Origin of the sequence: Staphylococcus sp. EG-SA-15, from assembly GCF_017151895.1 — a bacterium.
Classification (GTDB): domain Bacteria; phylum Bacillota; class Bacilli; order Staphylococcales; family Staphylococcaceae; genus Staphylococcus; species Staphylococcus aureus.
Map to the genome: position 1 here is coordinate 1 of NZ_JACVZN010000030.1, position 20925 is coordinate 20925.

At 31.9% G+C, this 20925-nt stretch carries 22 protein-coding genes; 12 read left to right on the forward strand and 10 right to left on the reverse strand.

What is annotated here, in order from left to right; genetic code table 11:
• Nucleotides 1-405 precede the first annotated feature (405 nt).
• The 5 genes from IDG64_RS11475 to phoU all read left to right on the forward strand — a co-directional run bounded on the left by IDG64_RS11475 (nt 406) and on the right by phoU (nt 4971).
• Nucleotides 406-1389, forward strand: coding sequence for a phosphate ABC transporter substrate-binding protein PstS (locus IDG64_RS11475; protein WP_000759232.1), 984 nt, complete (start codon nt 406-408; stop codon nt 1387-1389).
• A 190-nt stretch (nt 1390-1579) separates the two neighbouring features.
• Nucleotides 1580-2506 carry a phosphate ABC transporter permease subunit PstC gene (pstC, locus tag IDG64_RS11480; RefSeq protein WP_000204625.1) on the forward strand — a complete coding sequence of 309 codons (927 nt, stop codon included), beginning with the start codon at nt 1580-1582 and terminating at the stop codon, nt 2504-2506.
• A 1-nt stretch (nt 2507) separates the two neighbouring features.
• The gene (gene pstA, locus IDG64_RS11485; protein ID WP_000450297.1) at nt 2508-3425 is read left to right on the forward strand and encodes a phosphate ABC transporter permease PstA; all 918 of its coding nucleotides are present in this window, start codon (nt 2508-2510) and stop codon (nt 3423-3425) included.
• Between the two features lie 46 nt (nt 3426-3471).
• Complete coding sequence (pstB, locus tag IDG64_RS11490; protein WP_000079447.1) at nt 3472-4323, forward strand: phosphate ABC transporter ATP-binding protein PstB; 852 nt, start codon at nt 3472-3474, stop codon at nt 4321-4323.
• A 6-nt stretch (nt 4324-4329) separates the two neighbouring features.
• Nucleotides 4330-4971 (forward strand): phosphate signaling complex protein PhoU, encoded by a 642-nt coding sequence (phoU, locus tag IDG64_RS11495; protein WP_000974847.1) that lies wholly within the window; start codon nt 4330-4332, stop codon nt 4969-4971.
• A gap of 139 nt (nt 4972-5110) precedes the next feature.
• Here the strand turns inward: phoU and pepF are convergent, their stop codons facing one another.
• Entirely contained in the window at nt 5111-6925 is a 1815-nt protein-coding gene (gene pepF / locus IDG64_RS11500; protein WP_000077574.1) for an oligoendopeptidase F, read from the reverse strand.
• A 204-nt stretch (nt 6926-7129) separates the two neighbouring features.
• Between pepF and IDG64_RS11505 the strand changes: the two genes are divergently transcribed.
• From IDG64_RS11505 to IDG64_RS11535, 7 genes are all read left to right on the forward strand, one after another.
• Entirely contained in the window at nt 7130-7474 is a 345-nt protein-coding gene (locus tag IDG64_RS11505) for a 6TM ABC transporter family protein (RefSeq protein ID WP_000171798.1), read from the forward strand.
• A complete protein-coding gene (locus tag IDG64_RS11510) occupies nt 7422-7607 on the forward strand; it encodes a hypothetical protein (protein ID WP_031864476.1) in 186 nt (61 codons plus the stop codon). Before IDG64_RS11505 ends, IDG64_RS11510 begins: the two co-directional genes overlap by 53 nt.
• Nucleotides 7608-7777: 170 nt before the next feature.
• On the forward strand, nt 7778-8764 hold the full coding sequence (gene nikB, locus IDG64_RS11515; RefSeq protein WP_206171322.1) for a nickel ABC transporter permease: 987 nt from the start codon (nt 7778-7780) through the stop codon (nt 8762-8764).
• Entirely contained in the window at nt 8757-9587 is an 831-nt protein-coding gene (gene nikC / locus IDG64_RS11520; protein WP_000549031.1) for a nickel transporter permease, read from the forward strand. The genes nikB and nikC overlap by 8 nt, the downstream gene beginning before the upstream one ends.
• Nucleotides 9574-10347, forward strand: a complete 774-nt coding sequence (locus tag IDG64_RS11525; RefSeq protein ID WP_000052312.1) for an ATP-binding cassette domain-containing protein — start codon at nt 9574-9576, stop codon at nt 10345-10347. The genes nikC and IDG64_RS11525 overlap by 14 nt, the downstream gene beginning before the upstream one ends.
• Nucleotides 10340-11041: an ABC transporter ATP-binding protein gene (locus tag IDG64_RS11530; RefSeq protein WP_000571258.1), complete on the forward strand. Its 702-nt coding sequence runs from the start codon at nt 10340-10342 to the stop codon at nt 11039-11041. Before IDG64_RS11525 ends, IDG64_RS11530 begins: the two co-directional genes overlap by 8 nt.
• 123 nt (nt 11042-11164) lie before the next feature.
• Nucleotides 11165-11638 carry an SWIM zinc finger family protein gene (locus IDG64_RS11535; protein WP_000523665.1) on the forward strand — a complete coding sequence of 158 codons (474 nt, stop codon included), beginning with the start codon at nt 11165-11167 and terminating at the stop codon, nt 11636-11638.
• Nucleotides 11639-11685: 47 nt separating this feature from the next.
• Here the strand turns inward: IDG64_RS11535 and IDG64_RS11540 are convergent, their stop codons facing one another.
• The 9 genes from IDG64_RS11540 to trpD all read right to left on the reverse strand — a co-directional run bounded on the left by IDG64_RS11540 (nt 11686) and on the right by trpD (nt 20923).
• Entirely contained in the window at nt 11686-12453 is a 768-nt protein-coding gene (locus tag IDG64_RS11540) for a Cof-type HAD-IIB family hydrolase (RefSeq protein ID WP_001213008.1), read from the reverse strand.
• A 231-nt stretch (nt 12454-12684) separates the two neighbouring features.
• On the reverse strand, nt 12685-13431 hold the full coding sequence (locus IDG64_RS11545; RefSeq protein WP_001079525.1) for a hypothetical protein: 747 nt from the start codon (nt 13429-13431) through the stop codon (nt 12685-12687).
• Between the two features lie 288 nt (nt 13432-13719).
• Nucleotides 13720-14979 carry a glycine glycyltransferase FemB gene (femB, locus tag IDG64_RS11550; protein ID WP_000673098.1) on the reverse strand — a complete coding sequence of 420 codons (1260 nt, stop codon included), beginning with the start codon at nt 14977-14979 and terminating at the stop codon, nt 13720-13722.
• 18 nt (nt 14980-14997) lie between these two features.
• Nucleotides 14998-16260, reverse strand: coding sequence for a glycine glycyltransferase FemA (gene femA, locus IDG64_RS11555; protein ID WP_000673315.1), 1263 nt, complete (start codon nt 16258-16260; stop codon nt 14998-15000).
• A gap of 320 nt (nt 16261-16580) precedes the next feature.
• Nucleotides 16581-17309: a tryptophan synthase subunit alpha gene (gene trpA, locus IDG64_RS11560; RefSeq protein WP_000163631.1), complete on the reverse strand. Its 729-nt coding sequence runs from the start codon at nt 17307-17309 to the stop codon at nt 16581-16583.
• Entirely contained in the window at nt 17302-18516 is a 1215-nt protein-coding gene (gene trpB / locus IDG64_RS11565; RefSeq protein WP_001041341.1) for a tryptophan synthase subunit beta, read from the reverse strand. The genes trpA and trpB overlap by 8 nt, the downstream gene beginning before the upstream one ends.
• Entirely contained in the window at nt 18509-19141 is a 633-nt protein-coding gene (locus tag IDG64_RS11570) for a phosphoribosylanthranilate isomerase (protein ID WP_206171323.1), read from the reverse strand. The genes trpB and IDG64_RS11570 overlap by 8 nt, the downstream gene beginning before the upstream one ends.
• Nucleotides 19141-19923, reverse strand: a complete 783-nt coding sequence (trpC, locus tag IDG64_RS11575; RefSeq protein ID WP_000154115.1) for an indole-3-glycerol phosphate synthase TrpC — start codon at nt 19921-19923, stop codon at nt 19141-19143. Before trpC ends, IDG64_RS11570 begins: the two co-directional genes overlap by 1 nt.
• Before the next feature lies 1 nt (nt 19924).
• A complete protein-coding gene (trpD, locus tag IDG64_RS11580; RefSeq protein WP_000173829.1) occupies nt 19925-20923 on the reverse strand; it encodes an anthranilate phosphoribosyltransferase in 999 nt (332 codons plus the stop codon).
• Nucleotides 20924-20925: the final 2 nt, after the last annotated feature.

Here is a 20925-nt window from a genome sequence, read left to right on the forward strand (position 1 = left end):
ACGGCACCCTAGGAAGGGACCCGTCATCAAAAATTCTATTTATAGAATTTTACAGTAATGTGCCAGACGGGCAAAGCGAAGCCATTCAATACGAAGTATTGTATAAATAGAGAACAGCAGTAAGATATTTTCTAATTGAAAATTATCTTACTGCTGTTTTTTTAGGGATTTATGTCCCAGCCATTTTTGTATTCATATTTAAATTTCGATAATTCTTCAGGAAGCATTTTAATTTTACTAATGAAGCAATATTTTTTAGATTAACAAAAATTAATATTTACATTTTCTTAACAAATTTTTATGTAACATTTACAGTTTCTAAAAATGAGGTTAATAATTCAAGGTTAAGATAAAGATGTAATCAATACAAATACTATTTGTTGTTCATACAGGGAGGATATTTCAATGAAAAAATGGCAATTTGTTGGTACTACAGCTTTAGGTGCAACACTATTATTAGGTGCTTGTGGTGGCGGTAATGGTGGCAGTGGTAATAGTGATTTAAAAGGGGAAGCTAAAGGTGATGGCTCATCAACAGTAGCACCAATTGTGGAGAAATTAAATGAAAAATGGGCTCAAGATCACTCGGATGCTAAAATCTCAGCAGGACAAGCTGGTACAGGTGCTGGTTTCCAAAAATTCATTGCAGGAGATATCGACTTCGCTGATGCTTCTAGACCAATTAAAGATGAAGAGAAGCAAAAATTACAAGATAAGAATATCAAATACAAAGAATTCAAAATTGCGCAAGATGGTGTAACGGTTGCTGTAAATAAAGAAAATGATTTTGTGGATGAATTAGACAAACAGCAATTAAAAGCAATTTATTCTGGAAAAGCTAAAACATGGAAAGATGTTAATAGTAAATGGCCAGATAAAAAAATAAATGCTGTATCACCAAACTCAAGTCATGGTACTTATGACTTCTTTGAAAATGAAGTAATGAATAAAGAAGATATTAAAGCAGAAAAAAATGCTGATACAAATGCTATCGTTTCTTCTGTAACGAAAAACAAAGAGGGAATCGGATACTTTGGATATAACTTCTACGTTCAAAATAAAGATAAATTAAAAGAAGTTAAAATCAAAGATGAAAATGGTAAAGCAACAGAGCCTACGAAAAAAACAATTCAAGATAACTCTTATGCATTAAGTAGACCATTATTCATTTATGTAAATGAAAAAGCATTGAAAGATAATAAAGTAATGTCAGAATTTATCAAATTCGTCTTAGAAGATAAAGGTAAAGCAGCTGAAGAAGCTGGATATGTAGCAGCACCAGAGAAAACATACAAATCACAATTAGATGATTTAAAAGCATTTATTGATAAAAATCAAAAATCAGACGACAAGAAATCTGATGATAAAAAGTCTGAAGACAAAAAATAATAAGACGCAATTTCAAATGTGTCTTGAAACATGATTTTGATGGTGAATCATTATTTAGAGTACAAAGCTTGATTTATCGAGACGCTGATTTTGACATTCAGTTAGTCTACAAGCTTATCAACTTAAAATAGTGGTTCATCATTATTTTACAAATCTAATTATTTTGGGAGTAATAGAAAGAGGTTTGATTATGACTTCATCTACTAATGTTAAAGCTTTAATCGAAAAAAATAATAATAAAAAAGGGAAGCATAATGACAAAATTATACCAGTTATTTTAGCCGCAATTTCAGCGATTTCCATTTTAACAACACTAGGTATATTAATCACATTGCTTTTAGAAACCATCACTTTTTTCACCAGAATTCCAATAACTGAATTTCTATTTTCTACTACTTGGAATCCTACCGGTTCAGACCCTAAGTTTGGTATCTGGGCATTGATAATAGGGACTTTAAAAATCACAGTTATTGCGACTATATTTGCAGTTCCAGTCGGGCTTGGTGCAGCAATTTATTTAAGTGAATATGCAAGTGACCGTGCACGACGCATAATTAAACCGATATTAGAAATTTTAGCAGGAATACCAACAATTGTGTTTGGTTTCTTTGCATTAACCTTTGTTACACCAGTATTAAGATCTTTCATACCAGGTCTTGGAGAGTTTAATGCTATAAGTCCCGGCTTAGTTGTCGGTATTATGATTGTCCCTCTCATCACAAGTTTGAGTGAGGATGCAATGGCATCTGTACCAAATAAAATTCGAGAAGGTGCCTATGGACTTGGAGCAACTAAATTAGAAGTAGCAACTAAAGTCGTACTTCCCGCAGCAACATCAGGTATTGTAGCTTCAATCGTTCTCGCGATTTCAAGAGCAATTGGAGAAACGATGATTGTATCATTAGCGGCAGGTAGTTCGCCAACAGCTTCATTAAGTTTAACAAGTTCGATTCAAACAATGACTGGATATATTGTTGAGATAGCGACAGGTGATGCAACATTTGGATCAAATATTTATTACAGTATTTATGCTGTAGGGTTCACACTATTTATCTTTACCTTAATCATGAATTTACTTTCTCAGTGGATTTCTAAGCGTTTTAGGGAGGAGTATTAATATGGAAACGACAGATAATAATAGACAATCACTCGTCGATCAACAACTTGTCCAAAAACATTTATCATCCAGAACGGTTAAAAATAAAGTGTTCAAACTCATATTTTTAGCATGTACATTATTAGGACTTGTCGTACTTATTGCGTTGTTAACTCAAACATTGATTAAAGGGGTAAGTCATTTAAATTTACAGTTTTTCACTAATTTTTCTTCTTCAACACCATCTATGGCTGGCGTTAAAGGCGCGTTAATCGGTTCACTTTGGTTAATGTTAAGTATCATTCCATTATCAATCATCCTAGGAATAGGTACAGCTATATACTTAGAAGAATATGCGAAAAACAACAAATTTACTCAGTTTGTTAAAATCAGTATTTCCAATTTAGCTGGTGTACCATCAGTTGTATTTGGGTTATTAGGTTACACTTTGTTCGTTGGTGGTGCGGGGATTGAAGCCTTGAAAATGGGTAACAGTATATTGGCAGCAGCGCTAACAATGACCTTACTGATATTACCAATTATTATTGTTTCAAGTCAGGAAGCAATTAGAGCTGTACCTAACTCAGTACGCGAAGCTTCTTATGGTTTAGGTGCTAATAAATGGCAAACGATAAGACGTGTTGTCTTACCAGCAGCGTTACCTGGTATTTTAACTGGATTCATTTTGTCTCTTTCAAGAGCACTGGGAGAAACAGCGCCACTTGTGCTAATCGGTATACCGACTATATTATTGGCAACACCTAGAAGTATATTGGATCAATTTTCAGCATTACCAATCCAAATATTTACTTGGGCGAAAATGCCTCAAGAAGAATTCCAGAATGTTGCATCGGCAGGCATTATCGTTTTACTAGTTATCTTAATCTTAATGAATGGCGTTGCGATTATTTTACGTAACAAATTTAGTAAAAAATTCTAATTTAAACAATCAATCTCATTTATCTATTAAAAAGGGAGTTTTAAATATGGCGCAAACACTTGCACAAACTAAACAAATATCTCAAAGTCATACGTTTGATGTCTCACAAAGTCATCATAAAACACCAGATGATACAAACTCACATTCTGTTATATATTCAACACAAAATTTAGACTTATGGTATGGCGAAAATCATGCATTACAAAATATTAATTTAGATATTTATGAAAACCAAATTACTGCCATTATAGGTCCATCTGGTTGTGGCAAATCAACATATATTAAAACTTTGAATCGAATGGTTGAGTTAGTACCTTCTGTGAAAACAGCTGGTAAAATATTATATCGAGATCAAGACATTTTTGATCAAAAATATTCTAAAGAACAATTACGTACAAATGTGGGCATGGTCTTTCAACAACCTAATCCATTTCCAAAATCAATATACGATAATATTACTTACGGTCCAAAGATTCACGGTATTAAAAATAAAAAAGTTCTTGATGAAATCGTTGAGAAATCATTACGTGGCGCTGCAATTTGGGATGAATTAAAGGATAGGTTGCACACAAATGCATATAGTTTATCCGGTGGGCAACAACAACGTGTTTGTATCGCGCGTTGTTTAGCAATTGAACCTGAAGTCATTTTAATGGATGAACCGACATCAGCATTAGATCCAATCTCAACATTAAGAGTAGAAGAGTTGGTTCAAGAACTAAAAGAAAAGTATACAATTATTATGGTTACACATAATATGCAACAAGCAGCTCGTGTATCAGATAAAACTGCATTTTTCTTAAATGGTTATGTCAATGAATATGATGATACTGATAAAATTTTCTCTAACCCATCAAACAAGAAAACAGAAGATTATATTTCAGGAAGGTTTGGTTGATATATAATGGCAATAATTAGACAACGATATCAGGAGCAACTTGATGATTTAATAAAAGAATTACGTCGGTTAGGTGCAAATGTCTATGTGAGTATTGAAAATGGTATAAAATCATTAAGTATTGACGATAGAGGCTTTGCACGACAAACAGTTAAAAACGATAAACATATCAATCAATTAAATTATGATATTAATGAGCGAGTTATCATGTTAATTACAAAGCAACAGCCCATTGCGAGTGATTTGCGTATGATGATTTCTTCATTAAAAATCGCCTCCGATTTAGAAAGAATAGGAGATAATGCCTCGAGTATTGCCAATATTCGATTGCGTACAAAGATTACAGATGATTATGTGTTAACCCGTTTAAAGACAATGGGTAAATTAGCTATGTTAATGTTAAAGGATTTAGATCAAGCATTTAAAAAGAAAGATACCGTATTAATAAGAGAAATAATCGAGCGTGATGAAGATATCGATGACTTATATAGTCATATTATTAACGCAACGTATCTTATTGATAACGATCCATTTGTCGCTGCACAAGCTCATTTAGCAGCAAGACATTTAGAACGTATTGGTGATCATATTATTAACATCGCTGAAAGTGTTTATTTTTATTTAACAGGTACACATTACGAACAATAACTTAAAGTTATTACTATAAAATCCCTTACGATAAATATATATTTCTATTATTCATAAACCCTCAAAAAAACCAAGATTCTCACAATTAGTAATGTGAAAATCTTGGTTTATATTGTTCTACTATAAATTGTCTCGCATCTTAGTTATTTGCTTGCTCAATTTCATCTGTTAATTTTTCAACTTCATCGACTAAATCAGAAATATATTTAATTGTAGATTTAAGTGGCTGTTCTGTAGTAATGTCTACACCTGCAATGTTTGCAAGTTCGACAGGTGATACACTACCACCTTTTTTCAATGTTTCTAACCAAGCATCAACAGCTGGTTGGCCTTCATTTTTAATCTTTTGAGAAACGACAGTTCCGATTGTTAAGCCAGCAGAATACGTATACGAATATAATCCCATATAGTAATGAGGTTGACGCATCCATGTTAATTCAGCACCCTCAGTCATATCTACTGCATCTCCGAAAAATTGTTTATAAACATTTAGCATTATTTCATTTAATGTCGGCGCATTTAAAGATTCACCTTGATCTACTTTGTGATACACTTCACGTTGATAAGCAGCTTCTAATAAATGGGTAACCATATTATGATAATATGTTCTAGATAAAATTGAGCCAATAACCCAACGCTTAAATCTTGGATTATCACTTGTGTTAAATAAATAATTGGCCATCAACATTTCATTCATTGTAGAAGGGGCTTCAACAAAGTACATTGATGCTTCTGATTCAAGATATTGTTGATGTTTTTGAGCTAATGTAAAATGACCTGCATGACCTAATTCATGTGCTAAGACAAATGCTTCAGCCATTTTACCAGTCCAAGAAATAAACACATATGAATGTGTAAAGTATGGACTTGCACAAAATGCGCCTGTATCTTTACCTTTATTTTGTGCAAAATCAATCCATCGCTGATCGTATGCTTCACGTAACATGTTTGTATAGTCATCACCTAAAACACTTAACGCACCGAAAATATAATTTTTTGAGTCTTCAATTGAAATCTCTGGTTCATAATCAGGGTCTACAGAAATCTTCAAGTCTTCAAAACGCATGTTATCTAATCCGTGAATACGTTGTAAAAGTTTAGCATATTTCTGCATAACTGGTGCCAAGTCACGCATAATCATATCGATTTGACGGTCAAACATATCACGCGTTACTTCTTGACTATGTAATAAATAATCGATGACTGATTCAAATCCACGTAAATCAGCTTCAATTTTTTCTTGTTGTACTTGCATATTATATGTAGCCGCGGTAGTATGCTGATATTTTCGAATCCCATCGCTAAACGATTTGAAACTTTTACGTCTAAACTCAGGATCTTTATTATCTTCATAATCATTTTCAAACGTAGCATAGTCGACAGGGTACGTTGTACCATCATGTTCAAATGAATCGAATGTAATATCTAGCATTTTTGTCGTGCCGTATAAATCGTAAGGACTGTTTAGCGTAGGTGATAAAGTTGCTAATACTTGTTCTACCGACGCAGATAATTGGAATGGCTTTTGTTTTATTAACTGTTTAATATAGTGTTGATATGGACATGATTCTTCTAATTGTTGAAGTATTTCTTCTGGTAATTCAAGTATTTCTGACTCTACAAATGATAATTGGCTAACAATTTTACCGTATGTAGTAGATAATTTAGCGCTCAATACTTGTGCCTCGATATTACTAGTATCTACACTTAAACGTAGTTCTGCATAATTACTTAAGCGATCTAAGGCAATTAAAATATTTTCTAATTCAGCTAAAGCAGTATTAATTTGTTCGATTGAATTTAATGTTGTTGCATATGTATGATGAAATTGATTTGCTTGTTGTACTAGAGCGTCAATACTTTCATAATATTGTTGATCATCTTTAAATAAGTCTACTAAATCCCATGTTTCTGAAACAGGAACATCTTCTCTTAAAGGTAAACCTTGAGACATATAATCACTCCTTTGGTATAATACATTCATTATACATAATTTTGTCTCCTAAACGATAATGTTACGATTTCCATGTCGCAAGGAACAATGATTTTTCTAATAGTAGATAGAATATTGCTTGAAACTGACTGCTATTGTTTAAGTTTTTAAAAATTTATAATAAAATGTATACAAGGAAAGTAATGAAATAAAAGGAGAATGAATATGACATTATTCGATATGCCTAATTATTTATGGATCACAACATTAATAATGATTTTATTAACAATATTCTGTTGCTTAGTTTTAAATAAATGGTTTGTATCTGCAGTAATTACATTTGTTATATTAGGTGTGCTTGCATTTTTTATTCCAAATTTTCAAGATATAAAATATCAACCATTATTAGGATACGCTGCATTTTTAGCGATTATGAGTTTATTAATTAGTTTTCTATTATGGTATTTTACTAGAAATTGGCGTAAAGAAAGAAAAGCGCGTAAATTAGAAAAGCAAATTGAAAAATACGGCTATGAGGGCGCTGAACTTCGCCGTAAAGATAAAAAATAATATTCGACAACTATATGCACAAAATCATCGACTTTTAAGTTACACTGCAGTAACAATTATTTCGAAAGAGGTGGAATACAGTGCTATAGTTGTTTTTGTTTTGACTTTTTTATATTTTACATGGTTGACTTGATTCAAAATATTATATTTTATAATGATTTTGTTAAAAAATTAAATATACTTCAATTTCTTTATGGATAATACTATAATGAACGTTGGTTCTTAATATGTAAGTTGCATATACATGCGCCATTCTCATGTAAAAAGAAAGTGTTAGTAACTTACACAAGGAGGGGGACTATTATGTTCATAATAAAGTCTATGTTGTATAGACTGATGCAAATGATAGTTGTTTTATTTGTTATTTCTACACTTACATTCATTTTAATGAAATTATCACCAGGCAATCCTGTTGATAAAATATTACATCTTGATGTAGCACAAGTGGCGACGGAACAAATAAATGCAACCAAAGATAAATTGGGATTAAATGATTCTTTATTGGTACAGTGGTGGCATTGGATGAATCATTTATTACATTTTAATTTAGGAAAAAGTTTTGAATCAAAAGAACCGGTAACACAGATATTATTCAACTATGCACCCATAACATTACTCATATCATTTTCAACATTAGTAGTGTCGTTATGCATATCTATACCGCTCGGCATTATAGCAGCCAAACGATTTCATAAGTGGACGGATAAAGTGATTAGAGTGATCTCAACACTATCGATTAGTTTACCAGCGTTCTTTATCGGTATTATTTTATTATTTATTGTCACAAATTTAATGAATATAGATAGCGTTATACTAAGTCAGTTTATATTACCTGTAATCACGCTATCTTTAGGTATGTGTGCATACATCATTCGTTTAGTGCGTTCTAATTTATTGATGTTATTGCAAAGTAATATCGTACAAGCATCAAGATTACGCGGTATGAATGAACGTTATATTTTAATTCATGATTTACTAAAACCAACAATTTTGCCGATTATCCCATTACTAGGGATTTCACTTGGCAGTCTAATAGGTGGTACTGTAGTGATTGAAAATTTATTTGATATACCTGGTATTGGTTATCTATTAATGGATAGTATTAAATCTCGAGATTATCCTGTTATTCAAGGATGCGTGTTATTTATTGGCTTCTTCGTTGTTATTATCAATACGATTGCTGATTTATTAACGTTATTACTTGATCCGAAGCAGCGTTTACAATTAGGAAATCCAAAAAGCAAAACCAATACACCATTGATATCAGAAAGTAGTGACCGCCATGCATAAAATATATTCAAAGAATAACCTGATATTTTTTGTATTCGTTGCATTTATTTTTGTGGTAATTGTACTGCAATTCTTTGTCAGTAGTGAAAATGCAACCAAAGTCAATTTATCACAAACTTTTGAACCTATTAGTTGGTTGCATTTATTAGGAACTGATGATTATGGGAGAGATTTATTTACCCGAATTATTATCGGTGCACGTTCAACATTGTTTGTTACTGTTTTAACATTAATAGCTATCGTTGTCATAGGTGTTACACTAGGTCTATTTGCCGGATATAAAAAAGGGTGGATTGAACGATTAGTGTTAAGGTTTATTGATGTTGGTCTAAGTATTCCAGAATTTATCATCATGATTGCTTTAGCAAGCTTTTTTCAACCATCTTTATGGAATTTAGTTATCTCAATTACAGTAATAAAATGGATGAATTACACAAGGTTGACTAGAAGTATAGTTAATAGCGAAATGAATAAGCCTTATATAAAAATGGCACAATTATTTCATGTACCTACAAGAACAATATTAATACGTCATTTAACACCTAAAATTATACCGGCTATTATCGTTTTGATGGTCGTTGATTTCGGTAAAATCATTCTATATATAAGTTCACTATCATTTATTGGGTTAGGTGCACAACCGCCAACACCAGAGTGGGGCGCTATGTTACAACAAGGTCGTGATTTTATTTCGTCTCATCCAATTATGTTGATTGCACCTGCTTCAGTCATTGCTATAACTATTTTAATTTTTAATTTAACCGGTGATGCACTAAGAGATAGATTGCTGAAACAACGGGGTGAATATGATGAGTCTCATTGATATACAAAATTTAACAATAAAGAATACTTGTGAGAAATCTCTTATTAAAGGGATTGATTTGAAAATTTTTAGTCAACAGATTAATGCCTTGATTGGAGAGAGCGGCGCTGGAAAAAGTTTGATTGCTAAAGCCTTACTTGAATATTTACCATTTGATTTAACCTGCACGTATGATTCGTACCAATTTGATGGAGAAAATGTTAGTAGATTGAGTCAATATTATGGTCATACAATTGGCTATATTTCTCAAAATTATGCAGAAAGTTTTAACGACCATACTAAATTAGGTAAACAGTTAACTGCGATTTATCGTAAGCATTATAAAAGTAGTAAAGAAGAGGCTTTGTCCAAAATTGATAAGGCTTTGTCGTGGGTTAATTTACAAAGCAAAGATATATTAAATAAATATAGTTTCCAACTTTCTGGGGGCCAACTTGAACGCGTATACATAGCAAGCGTTCTCATGTTGGAGCCTAAATTAATCATTGCAGACGAACCAGTTGCATCATTGGATGCTTTGAACGGTAATCAAGTGATGGATTTATTACAGCATATTGTATTAGAACATGGTCAAACATTATTTATTATCACACATAACTTAAGTCATGTATTGAAATATTGTCAGTACATTTATGTTTTAAAAGAAGGTCAAATCATTGAACGAGGCAATATTAATCATTTCAAGTATGAGCATTTGCATCCGTATACTGAACGTCTAATTAAATATAGAACACAATTAAAGAGGGATTACTATGATTGAGTTAAAACATGTGACTTTTGGTTATAATAAAAAGCAGATGGTGCTACAAGATATCAATATTACTATACCCGATGGAGAAAATGTTGGTATTTTAGGCGAAAGTGGCTGTGGTAAAAGTACGCTCGCTTCATTGGTTCTTGGCTTGTTTAAACCTGTTAAAGGAGAAATTTACTTAAGTGACAATGCTGTGTTACCGATTTTCCAACACCCTTTAACTAGCTTTAACCCTGATTGGACGATTGAGACCTCATTAAAAGAAGCGTTATATTATTACAGAGGCCTAACTGATAATACTGCTCAGGATCAATTATTATTACAACATTTATCTACTTTTGAGTTGAACGCGCAATTATTGACTAAATTACCAAGCGAAGTGAGTGGCGGACAATTACAAAGATTTAATGTCATGCGTTCGTTATTAGCACAGCCTCGCGTTTTAATATGTGATGAGATAACTTCAAATTTAGATGTTATAGCTGAACAAAATGTAATAAATATATTAAAAGCGCAAACGATTACGAACTTAAATCATTTTATCGTTATTTCTCATGATTTATCCGTGTTACAACGCTTAGTTAATAGAATTATCGTTCTTAAGGATGGCATGATAGTCGATGATTTTGCAATAGAGGAATTATTTAATGTTGATAGACACCCTTATACAAAAGAATTAGTGCAAGCATTTTCATATTAGTTATTTAAGAATGCGATAATTCTAGACTTGTTATAAAATATAGATAAATCAAGTATTTTAATCTAGACACTTATCTATTTTATTTTCTTTATTTAAAAATAATAATAAAAAGGAGTATCATTAATGGGATTACTTGATATTGCAAGTATTCGTTCTATAGAAAGAGGCTTTAATTATTATCAAAGTGAATGCGTCATTAACTTAAAATCATTTTCAGAAACGCAGCATGAGGCTGAAGTAAAGGGCAGTGGCAACAAAGTATATCGTTGTTATATTGATATGGAACATCCTAGAAAATCCATATGTAATTGTCCTCATGCTGATGGAAGACGAGTGATATGTAAACATATGATTGCATTACTCTTTACAGCTAGTCCAGAAGCAGCAAATAAACATATAATGATGTTAAACGAAGTTGAAGAAGACTATCAATTACGCAGAAATATGTGGATTGATAGTCTTAAAGAAATGATTAATGATATGAGTGAAGAAGAACTCCGCGATGCATATTTAAACATGTTAATTGAACATGGAGAAATGGCAGAATTATTTGGATTAGATGAAGAGGAAGAAATGTTCGAGGACGAATTTTATTAAAATAGCCCCTATCGATTGATAATGATTATCATTTGATAGGGGTGTTTTTATTTATATGATTTTAAGACTTTGTAAATAGCTTGTGCATTATTATTGATGTGTTTGATTTTATCAAGTTTCAATATTGCGTGTGTGTATGCTTCTGATGGTCCTATAATATAGCCACTACTAGCATGTTGTAACATGACAATATCATTGTGGTCATTACCAAATGCTATATATTTAACATCTGCATCAAATATATATTGTAATGCAGTATATTTGTTAATATTTTGCGCTGTTATATCAATGTTATACTCATTTGAATGGTGAATCATTTCCAATTCTTGATGGTATTTATCTAGCTCGTCTAATATAGTTGTAATTTGTGCCGGGTCTATATTTAATAAAATAATCTTGATTGGCGTGTCGATATTTGCAACATCAATACAACTGGCCAGCTTATGTGGATCTAAACGCTCAAAAATCGCGTTCTCAGCGTCAAGTTGTGCAGCATAATTCCAATCATCATCAATAATATAATCTAACTCATACTTTTGAATTATTTTTAAGATATGGTGGTATGTATCAGTATGAATTGGTTTGATAACAGAAATCTTTGATTGCTGTGAAATCATAGCACCATTTGCGCCAATTAATGTGTGCTGATGAAATACTGATGGTAAAACTGGCAACAAATCACGAATCGGACGTGCTGATGCAAATATAAGTTCATGACCAGCATGTTGTAACTGTAACAATGTATCAATAATAGTCTGGTCAATTAATCGGCCGTCAAAACAAAGCGTACCGTCAATATCAAAGACAAATCTCATCAAATCACTCCAAACAATATAATATCATGATTATAGCATAAGTAAGTTATGCGGCGATATTAGATAATGATTATGATGTAGGGTACCTTTTGCGTCACACACATATAACTTCCTATAATATATATTATGTAAACTAGAATGTGAAATTCCATAAGGGGACTTATATAACTTCGAGTTTGTATAAGTCGTTTTGATTATTAGTAAAGTATGTTTGTAGTTACTATTAACTTTTTATTTAACACATGCTATTTTATCAATACCTCTATTATTAGGATTAGTACATAAATAAACTAAAATTAACGCGACAAAATTTAGAAAATCTATAAAAATAAATAAGATTTGTGCAGATTGAGTTTGATATATGACCAAAAGTATTGAAAGTAAAAATAGTAGGATTAATATTAATTTTAAACAAGATATAATTAATGGTAAACATCTGACAACTGGTTTTCGTTCTTTTAATAAAGAACACGAAAAGAATAACCACATTATTATAGAAAAGTTACACACTAGATATGTACTAAAAGAAATACCACCTTCTTGTATGACATATCTAAATAAGTTCACAGCAAATTCATGATTATTATGAATATTTGACTCACTAATTAAACTAATTGTAAATTCTGCAGTGAATCCTTGAATAATCAACGAAATTCCATTAACTAAAAAGTATAATAATAGGAATAACGTACTTATAATATTATTATAGTTATTATCTTTTTTGATGTCATTGAATCTAAAAAAGAAATTGAATGGAATTAACACACAGGCAATGTATGCTATTCCTTTTGATATATGATCCAAACCGTAATATCCCTTTAAATGTGTATAATATTTTAATGCTTCATATGTAGTTAAATTATTTTTCGAAGGTGGAAATAATAATTTCTGGAAAATAAAACTCATAAAAATCCAAAATAACATAATGAGCATCAGAATAATAAAAGTGTTTTTGGCATGTTTTTCAATTCGATTCATTTTTTAACTACCTCACTTACTTGCATTTCATACTCAGATAACCATTATTTTATATTATATATTATAAAAATATTATCATTAAAACTCAAATATGACGCTATATATTTTATGTTTTGCATAATCTTTTAATCATAAAACTAAATCAATAAAACATCATTATAATGAAAAACATTAGATTGACAAATACATACTAGTTTTTCTTAGTGTGAAATAATTAAAATTTCGCTAAAAAAAGCATAAAAAAGAGCCTATAGTATCAATAACTATAAGCCCTAACATCATTTACATCTATTTCTTTAATTTTTTACGTAATTTATCCAATGTTGTGAACAACCAATATTTCACTTTATGAATTGGTTTATAGAAATCCCCTATTAATTCTTCGATTTGTACATTAAATCCACGTTTAAAGCGGTATACGCCATAATCTTCACTGTTTTCCGTAAAATCACCTGATAAACCATAGAAATTATAACGATCATAGCCATTATCGAAGCAATAGTTAATCATAAACCAATGCATCATGTATGGTCCCATAAATTGATTATATTTTTCTGATGAACCACCAGAGAAATAATTCACTTCATATGCATTTGCAAAATAAACGCCAGAAGCAAGGTTTAGAATTGGGCCGTCCGTTTTGCTCAATTCACTTGCATTCAATAATTCATGCTGATCATGATCAATTTGCTTATCTAATTCTGCAATTTTCTTCATTTGTTTATCTGATTTGTTTTCTTTCGCCATCATTTGATCACGACGATTTTCTTTGTCATTCAATTCCTGTTGCAACTTTAACACATATTCATCAAGGTCAATATATGCTAATGGTACTAATACTTTATCTCCATATGTGTCAATAAAGTTATAAAAATAATCATCTGTTTTTGATACAAATCCAGCACGCTCTTCAGTTTCACGATATAAATCTAAGAAAAGATTGAACTCATCACGTTCAAGGAATCTGACTTTAACACCATAGTTTATCGCTTTATTAATATTACGTTTACGTTGACTATCAAATGTCTTTTTCAATGTTTCGGGTGTTTTACCTTCAAGGTTTAATACGCCCATCCATCGTACTTGGCTCGATGTATCATACTCAGTTGTAAAGCCATGATGCTCGTAACCATGTGATTTAAACAAGTTTACTAAGGCATCATTTTTCTCGCGACCTTCAAATGGCACGATATCTTTATCATATAGATGATATAACCAATACGGATCTAATTTAACATATAAACATTGATGTTGCTGTAAATATTTATCTAACTCTTTTAAATAATAATCAACTAATCCTAAATCTGAAAAATCCATTACTGGACCACGATTCGAATAGTAAACATAACTTCCCATAGTAGGAATTTTAGAGAAAAGGCTTGCTGCAATTACTTTGTTATTGTCGTCTTTAATACCTAATAAAACTACTTCAAAGCCATCATTCTCACGGGTAACTATATTTTCTTTTACTTGGAAATAATGACTTTCCAATGATGGATTTTGTACAAAGTTGTCAAATTCGGTAACAGTTAACTCTGTAAATTTCATGTTTTGATAATTCCCTTCCTAAAAAATTCTGTCTTTAACTTTTTTAAGTGCGGTATATGCTGCGTAAACAGGTTTATTAATTGGTTTAATAAAGTCACCAACATATTCAATAATTTCAGCATTGTAACCTTTTTTGAATTTAACTACACCAGCATCTTCAGCATCTTCTGTAAATTTACCACTAACACCATAGAAATTATAACGGTCAATGCCATGATTTAATGCATAATTAATCATTTCCCATTGCACTGCATAACTTCCGGCAAAATGACGGAATGCATTTGATGTACCACCAGCATAATAAACAACTTCAAATGGATTGATAAAGAAGAAACCAGCAGAGATAGGTAATTCATTACCATGTTCTTCTTGTAGACGTTTACCTTCTTCAATCTTTTGCTCATTTGCATCAAGTTGTTGTTGTAAGTTATCTCGCTTGTTATGCGCTTTTTTGTTTTCAGGACGTTTTTCAATATCCTTTAATGCTTTATTTAAATCTTTATTTAAAATATCACGCTCTTCATTTAGTTCTTTAATATATTCATCAAAATTGATATACGCTAAAGGTACTAACACACGATCTTTGTAGTATTTTAAGCGATTGTAGTAAAATTTGTCATCACGATCAGCGAAAGCTTTTGATTCTGACGTATCTTCCATAAATGATCTAAAAATTGGCAGTTCTTCTTCAGATAAATATCTTACTTTAACACCATTCTTTTTAACTTTTTTCGTGTTTCTTTTTCTAAGTCCATCCATATTTTTAATGATGTCATCTGCTGTTTTATCTTTTAAATCTAACACTGAGTGATAACGAATTTGTAGCACAGGATCAAACCCTTTATGGAATCCAGTATGTTCAAATCCTAAGTTACTCATTTTATCAAAGAACCAATCATTACCAGCATTACCTGTAATCTCGCCATCATGATTCAAGTATTGATATGGTAAATATGGATCGATATGTAGGTATAGACAACGATGTTTTTTAACATATTTTGATAATTCATTAAAGAAAAAGTGTACGAGTTCTTGATTTTCATAATCGATCACTGGACCGCGATTTGAATAAAAATACTTGAACACTTTCATAACAGGTACAGCAGTAAGTAAGCAAGCTGCAATAACCTCGTTATTATTGTTTTTTATTCCCACTAAATGTGTTTCATAACCTTCAGCAAGTTTTAACTCATAGTGGCCAACAGTTTGCGTGAAATGACTGTATGGCATGCTATCTGTAAAGGCACCAAACTCTTTAGCTGTTAAATTTGTAAACTTCATTATCATTACTCCTATTTGTCTCTCGTTAATTAATTTCATTTCCGTATTTGCAGTTTTTCTATTTCCCCTCTGCAAATGTCAAAAATAATAAATCTAATCTAAATAAGTATACAATAGTTAATGTTAAAACTAAAACATAAACGCTTTAATTGCGTATACTTTTATAGTAATATTTAGATTTTTGCATACAATTTCAAAAAAGTAATATGAACGTTTGGGTTTGCTCATATTACTTTTGTATCATTTCTATTCAATTTTACAATTCACCGTTTTTCACTTTTTCAAACAGTATTCGACTAATTTTTTTAAATCAAGTAAACTTAATTATTCAATGTTTGTTGGATAGATTGTAAATATTTAATGATTTCCTCACGCGTGTTAGATTTAAATCGCTTAACGATTTCGCTACCAATGACAATGCCATCTGCAACCTCTTTTATATCTGCAACATGTTGTGGTGTTCTTATACCAAATCCTGCGACAACTGGCACATTGGCTATCGCTTTAATTGACTCAATTTTTCGTTTTAATTCTGGATGAAACGCACCGTTTTGCCCTGTTGTCGCATTCATCGTCACAGTATAAATAAAGCCTTCCGCATGGGATACGATATCTTTTATACGTTTGTCATCAGTAGTCATCGCAACTAACGATATGATTTTGACGCCATAGTGACTAAATTGTTGTTTTAAACTTTGCGATAATTCATATGGTAAATCAGGAATAATTAAGCCGTAGACACCAGTATCTCGACATTTTTCAAAAAACGCTTGTTCTCCATAATGACAAATAATATTATAATACGTCATTAATACATAGTTACACTTAATTTGATCACCATGTTTTTCTAATTGATTGAAAATATAATCTATCGTGATGCCTTGTTTAATCGCTTGTTGACCTGCTTCCATGATAACTGGACCATCAGCAACCGGATCAGAGAAAGGTACTCCAATTTCAATTATATCTGCACCATTTTCACTCAACAATGTTGCATTTTCAATCAAATCTTTATTGCCCATAATATAAGGTATAAATAATTTAGTCATTTGCAAGACCTCGCTCTGCCATATATTGTCTAATTGTTTCCATATCTTTATCGCCACGTCCAGAAATAGTTACTACAATAATATCTTCTTTCGACATCGTAGGCGCTAGTCTTTCAACATAACTCAGTGCATGTGCACTTTCAATTGCAGGTATAATACCTTCATGTTTTGTAAAGTTGATTAAAGCATTCATTGCTTGTGTATCACTTGCATTTTCAAAAGTTACTCTACCAATGTCGTGGTAATAAGAATGTTCTGGTCCAATACCAGGATAATCAAGTCCTGCTGAAATAGAATGTGCTAGTTGCACTTGCCCATCTTCATCTTGAATTAAATACATTTTAGTACCATGTAATACGCCAGGTGATCCTTTGCCAATTGCAAGTGCATGTTTATCAGTATCCTCGCCTTGACCTGCGGCTTCAACACCGTATAATGCAACATCATCTTTAATAAATGGATAAAATGTACCGATTGCATTTGAGCCACCACCGATACATGCTACAATTGCATCCGGAAGTCGACCTTCTTTCTTCAATATCTGTGATTTTATTTCTTTACCAATCACACTCTGAAAATCTCTAACAATCGTTGGGAACGGGTCTGGACCTAATGCAGAACCTAATAAATAATGTGTATCATCTACATGACTTACCCAATATTGCAATGCTTTATTAACTGCATCCGATAAAGTCCCTTGACCATCTTCAACTGCCACAACCTTTGCACCAAGTAATTCCATTCTAAATACATTAAGTTGTTGTCTTTTAATATCTTCACTTCCCATAAAGACAACAAGTTCCATATCAAATAATGCAGCAACCGTAGCACTAGCTACACCATGTTGGCCCGCACCAGTTTCAGCAACAAGCTTCTTCTTGCCCATTCTTTTAGCAAGCAACGCTTGACCTAACGCATTATTAATTTTATGGGCGCCTGTATGATTTAGATCCTCTCGTTTCAAATATATTTTAGCGCCACCTAGGCTTTCAGTATATGATGCAGCATATGTAAGTGGCGTCGCGCGTCCTACATACTCTGATAAATAGTATTCCAGTTCTCTTTGAAACTCTGGGTCTGCTTTTGCCTCTTTATAAGCTTTTTTCAACTCAATAATTGCTGGCATTAATGTTTCTGGAACATATTGCCCTCCGTATTCACCAAAGAAACCTAATTCATCTGCTTCCGTTTGTATTTGTTTATTCATTATCTCTATCTCCTTTCACAATATTTACAATTGCTGTCATTTTTTCTATATCTTTTCGCCCATTTACTTCTATACCTGATGCAAGATCAAAACCTTGATGTGATAATTTAAGTTGATTAACTGTTTGAATATTTTCAGAGTTAATGCCTCCTGCTATCAAGTAAGGTATGTCTTTTATGTGCTTCAAAATAGTCCAGTCATATGTTTGACCGGTACCACCATACGACACTGAGGGTGTGTCGATAATAAATAAATCTACGAACTCTTTATATTTATTTATGTTTTGGATTATGTTGTCATCTGCAGCTAAAGCTTTAGTGATTTTAATGCTTGAATATTTCTTTTTAATTTCCTGTATAAAATCAATAGATTCTGTGCCGTGTAACTGTATTGTGTTAATTGACGTATTGCTTAATACGTGTTCAATTGTTGTTAAATCAGGATTTACCATGACACATACTTTATCGATATGATTTGGAACAGCAGACGCTAACTTTTTTATTTGGATAATTGTTTGATGCCTTTTACTTTTTTCATAATGGATGAAACCTATCGCATCAATAGGTAATTGACTGGCCGCTGTAACATCCTTTATTGATGTAAAGCCACAAAATTTCAATTTCATCATGACTTCACCTTTTGCATTTTCAGTTGTGGTAAAAATTCAGATAGATTGTCACAACGCATAAGCGCCTCACCTATTAGTAAGCCATCGATACCACTATGCAAGATTTTTCTTACATCAGATGCATCGTGAATACCACTTTCAGAAATATAATAATGATTTGGTTTTTTATTTTCTAAAATAGTATTTGTATGTTCCACATTTGTAACAAATCGTTTTAAGTCCCTGTTATTTACACCAATCAATTTAGCATTAACCTTATAGGCACGTTCTAATTCATGGCGATCATGTACTTCAACTAACACTTCTAGATTTTGCGATATAGCGTAGTTATATAAATCTTTCAATTGTTTATCAGATAAGATGTTAACGATCAATAAAATCATAGATGCACCAGCTTGTTTAGCAACATCAATTTGAAGCGGGTCTATAATAAAGTCTTTGCATAATACGGGTAATGTTGTTTTTGTCGTCAATGCTTGTAATCTTTCAAAACTACCACCAAAGTACTTTTCATCAGTTAAAATGGACACGGCATTTGCACCATATTGGTCATAATCTGAGATTTGTTGCGATAAATCTCGTTCAGGTAAGTCATTAACTGTAGGACTCTTCGATTTAATTTCTGCAATAATTGCTAGCTTTGGTTCTTTCTCAATTGCGTTTATAAAAGATTTTTTATTCTGAATCTTCACACTTTTCAAGGTATTAAGTTTGTCTTGATAATAGCCATTTTGTAAAAGTGACTGTTTATATTTAACAATTTCTGATAAAATCGTCATATTATTCACCTCTCATTTGATGGTATTTTTCCAATGCTTCACCATTATCAATCAATGTAGTTGCAAGTTCTATGCCTTCTGCGATGGTATCCACTTTCTCTGCAACATAAAGGCTTAAACCCGCATTTAGTAAGACAACATCACGTCGACTTGACTGATCTTTACCATTCAAGATATTAAGGGAGATTGCTAAATTTTCTTCAGGTGAACCGCCTTTAAAATCACTATTCGGCGCATGTTTCAAACCATAATCAGTCGCATTTAATGTGTAATTTTTGATTTCTCCATCTTCAGTCAATTCATATATCAAATTATCACCAGATAGTGTTGCTTCATCCATAGCATTTGCACCATGTAAAACGATTGCACGTTTTCTACCTAAATCTTTAATCGTTTTAGCAACTAACTTTAACTTTGTAGGATCAAAGACGCCTACCATTTGATACGTTAAGTGATATGGATTAATTAATGGACCCACAAGGTTTAATATTGTAGGCTTTCCAATCATTTTTCTAACTGGTTGCATATACTTCATGATTGGATATGATTCAGTTGCACCAATGAATACAAGGTCTTTTTCATTTAATTGGTTAGGTGTATCATCAACAGTTGTTGTTTGTATGTTCATTTGATTTAACAAATCCGTACTACCTGAATTTGAGGTAATACTTTTATTACCATGTTTTATAACTTTTACGCCAGCACTTGCTACAACAAAAGCAACAGTCGTTGAAATGTTGAAACTATTTGACTTGTCACCACCTGTGCCGCACACACACATAGCCCCTTCATAACATGGTTGATGTGGATACATTGTATTAATTAAGCTACGTACAATATATGTTAATTCTTGTTGTTGGATTTCTCGCTCCGAATAGGAACTAAGTAATTCATATTTAATATCAGTTCCAATACTAGGAGAAATAAGTATATCGATTAGCTCTTTAATGTCGCTTTCAAGTAATATAGTTTCAGTTTTTATTCTTGTTAGTAATGTCATGG

What these genes read in the sequence shown, in the direction of transcription:
- IDG64_RS11475 (WP_000759232.1), top strand. Translation starts at nt 406, where the DNA reads ATGAAAAAATGGCAATTTGTTGGTACTACAGCTTTAGGTGCAACACTA.
- pstC (WP_000204625.1), top strand. Translation starts at nt 1,580, where the DNA reads ATGACTTCATCTACTAATGTTAAAGCTTTAATCGAAAAAAATAATAAT.
- pstA (WP_000450297.1), top strand. Translation starts at nt 2,508, where the DNA reads ATGGAAACGACAGATAATAATAGACAATCACTCGTCGATCAACAACTT.
- pstB (WP_000079447.1), top strand. Translation starts at nt 3,472, where the DNA reads ATGGCGCAAACACTTGCACAAACTAAACAAATATCTCAAAGTCATACG.
- phoU (WP_000974847.1), top strand. Translation starts at nt 4,330, where the DNA reads ATGGCAATAATTAGACAACGATATCAGGAGCAACTTGATGATTTAATA.
- pepF (WP_000077574.1), bottom strand. Translation starts at nt 6,925, where the DNA reads ATGTCTCAAGGTTTACCTTTAAGAGAAGATGTTCCTGTTTCAGAAACA.
- IDG64_RS11505 (WP_000171798.1), top strand. Translation starts at nt 7,130, where the DNA reads ATGACATTATTCGATATGCCTAATTATTTATGGATCACAACATTAATA.
- nikB (WP_206171322.1), top strand. Translation starts at nt 7,778, where the DNA reads ATGTTCATAATAAAGTCTATGTTGTATAGACTGATGCAAATGATAGTT.
- nikC (WP_000549031.1), top strand. Translation starts at nt 8,757, where the DNA reads ATGCATAAAATATATTCAAAGAATAACCTGATATTTTTTGTATTCGTT.
- IDG64_RS11525 (WP_000052312.1), top strand. Translation starts at nt 9,574, where the DNA reads ATGAGTCTCATTGATATACAAAATTTAACAATAAAGAATACTTGTGAG.
- IDG64_RS11530 (WP_000571258.1), top strand. Translation starts at nt 10,340, where the DNA reads ATGATTGAGTTAAAACATGTGACTTTTGGTTATAATAAAAAGCAGATG.
- IDG64_RS11535 (WP_000523665.1), top strand. Translation starts at nt 11,165, where the DNA reads ATGGGATTACTTGATATTGCAAGTATTCGTTCTATAGAAAGAGGCTTT.
- IDG64_RS11540 (WP_001213008.1), bottom strand. Translation starts at nt 12,453, where the DNA reads ATGAGATTTGTCTTTGATATTGACGGTACGCTTTGTTTTGACGGCCGA.
- IDG64_RS11545 (WP_001079525.1), bottom strand. Translation starts at nt 13,431, where the DNA reads ATGAATCGAATTGAAAAACATGCCAAAAACACTTTTATTATTCTGATG.
- femB (WP_000673098.1), bottom strand. Translation starts at nt 14,979, where the DNA reads ATGAAATTTACAGAGTTAACTGTTACCGAATTTGACAACTTTGTACAA.
- femA (WP_000673315.1), bottom strand. Translation starts at nt 16,260, where the DNA reads ATGAAGTTTACAAATTTAACAGCTAAAGAGTTTGGTGCCTTTACAGAT.
- trpA (WP_000163631.1), bottom strand. Translation starts at nt 17,309, where the DNA reads ATGACTAAATTATTTATACCTTATATTATGGGCAATAAAGATTTGATT.
- trpB (WP_001041341.1), bottom strand. Translation starts at nt 18,516, where the DNA reads ATGAATAAACAAATACAAACGGAAGCAGATGAATTAGGTTTCTTTGGT.
- IDG64_RS11570 (WP_206171323.1), bottom strand. Translation starts at nt 19,141, where the DNA reads ATGAAATTGAAATTTTGTGGCTTTACATCAATAAAGGATGTTACAGCG.
- trpC (WP_000154115.1), bottom strand. Translation starts at nt 19,923, where the DNA reads ATGACGATTTTATCAGAAATTGTTAAATATAAACAGTCACTTTTACAA.
- trpD (WP_000173829.1), bottom strand. Translation starts at nt 20,923, where the DNA reads ATGACATTACTAACAAGAATAAAAACTGAAACTATATTACTTGAAAGC.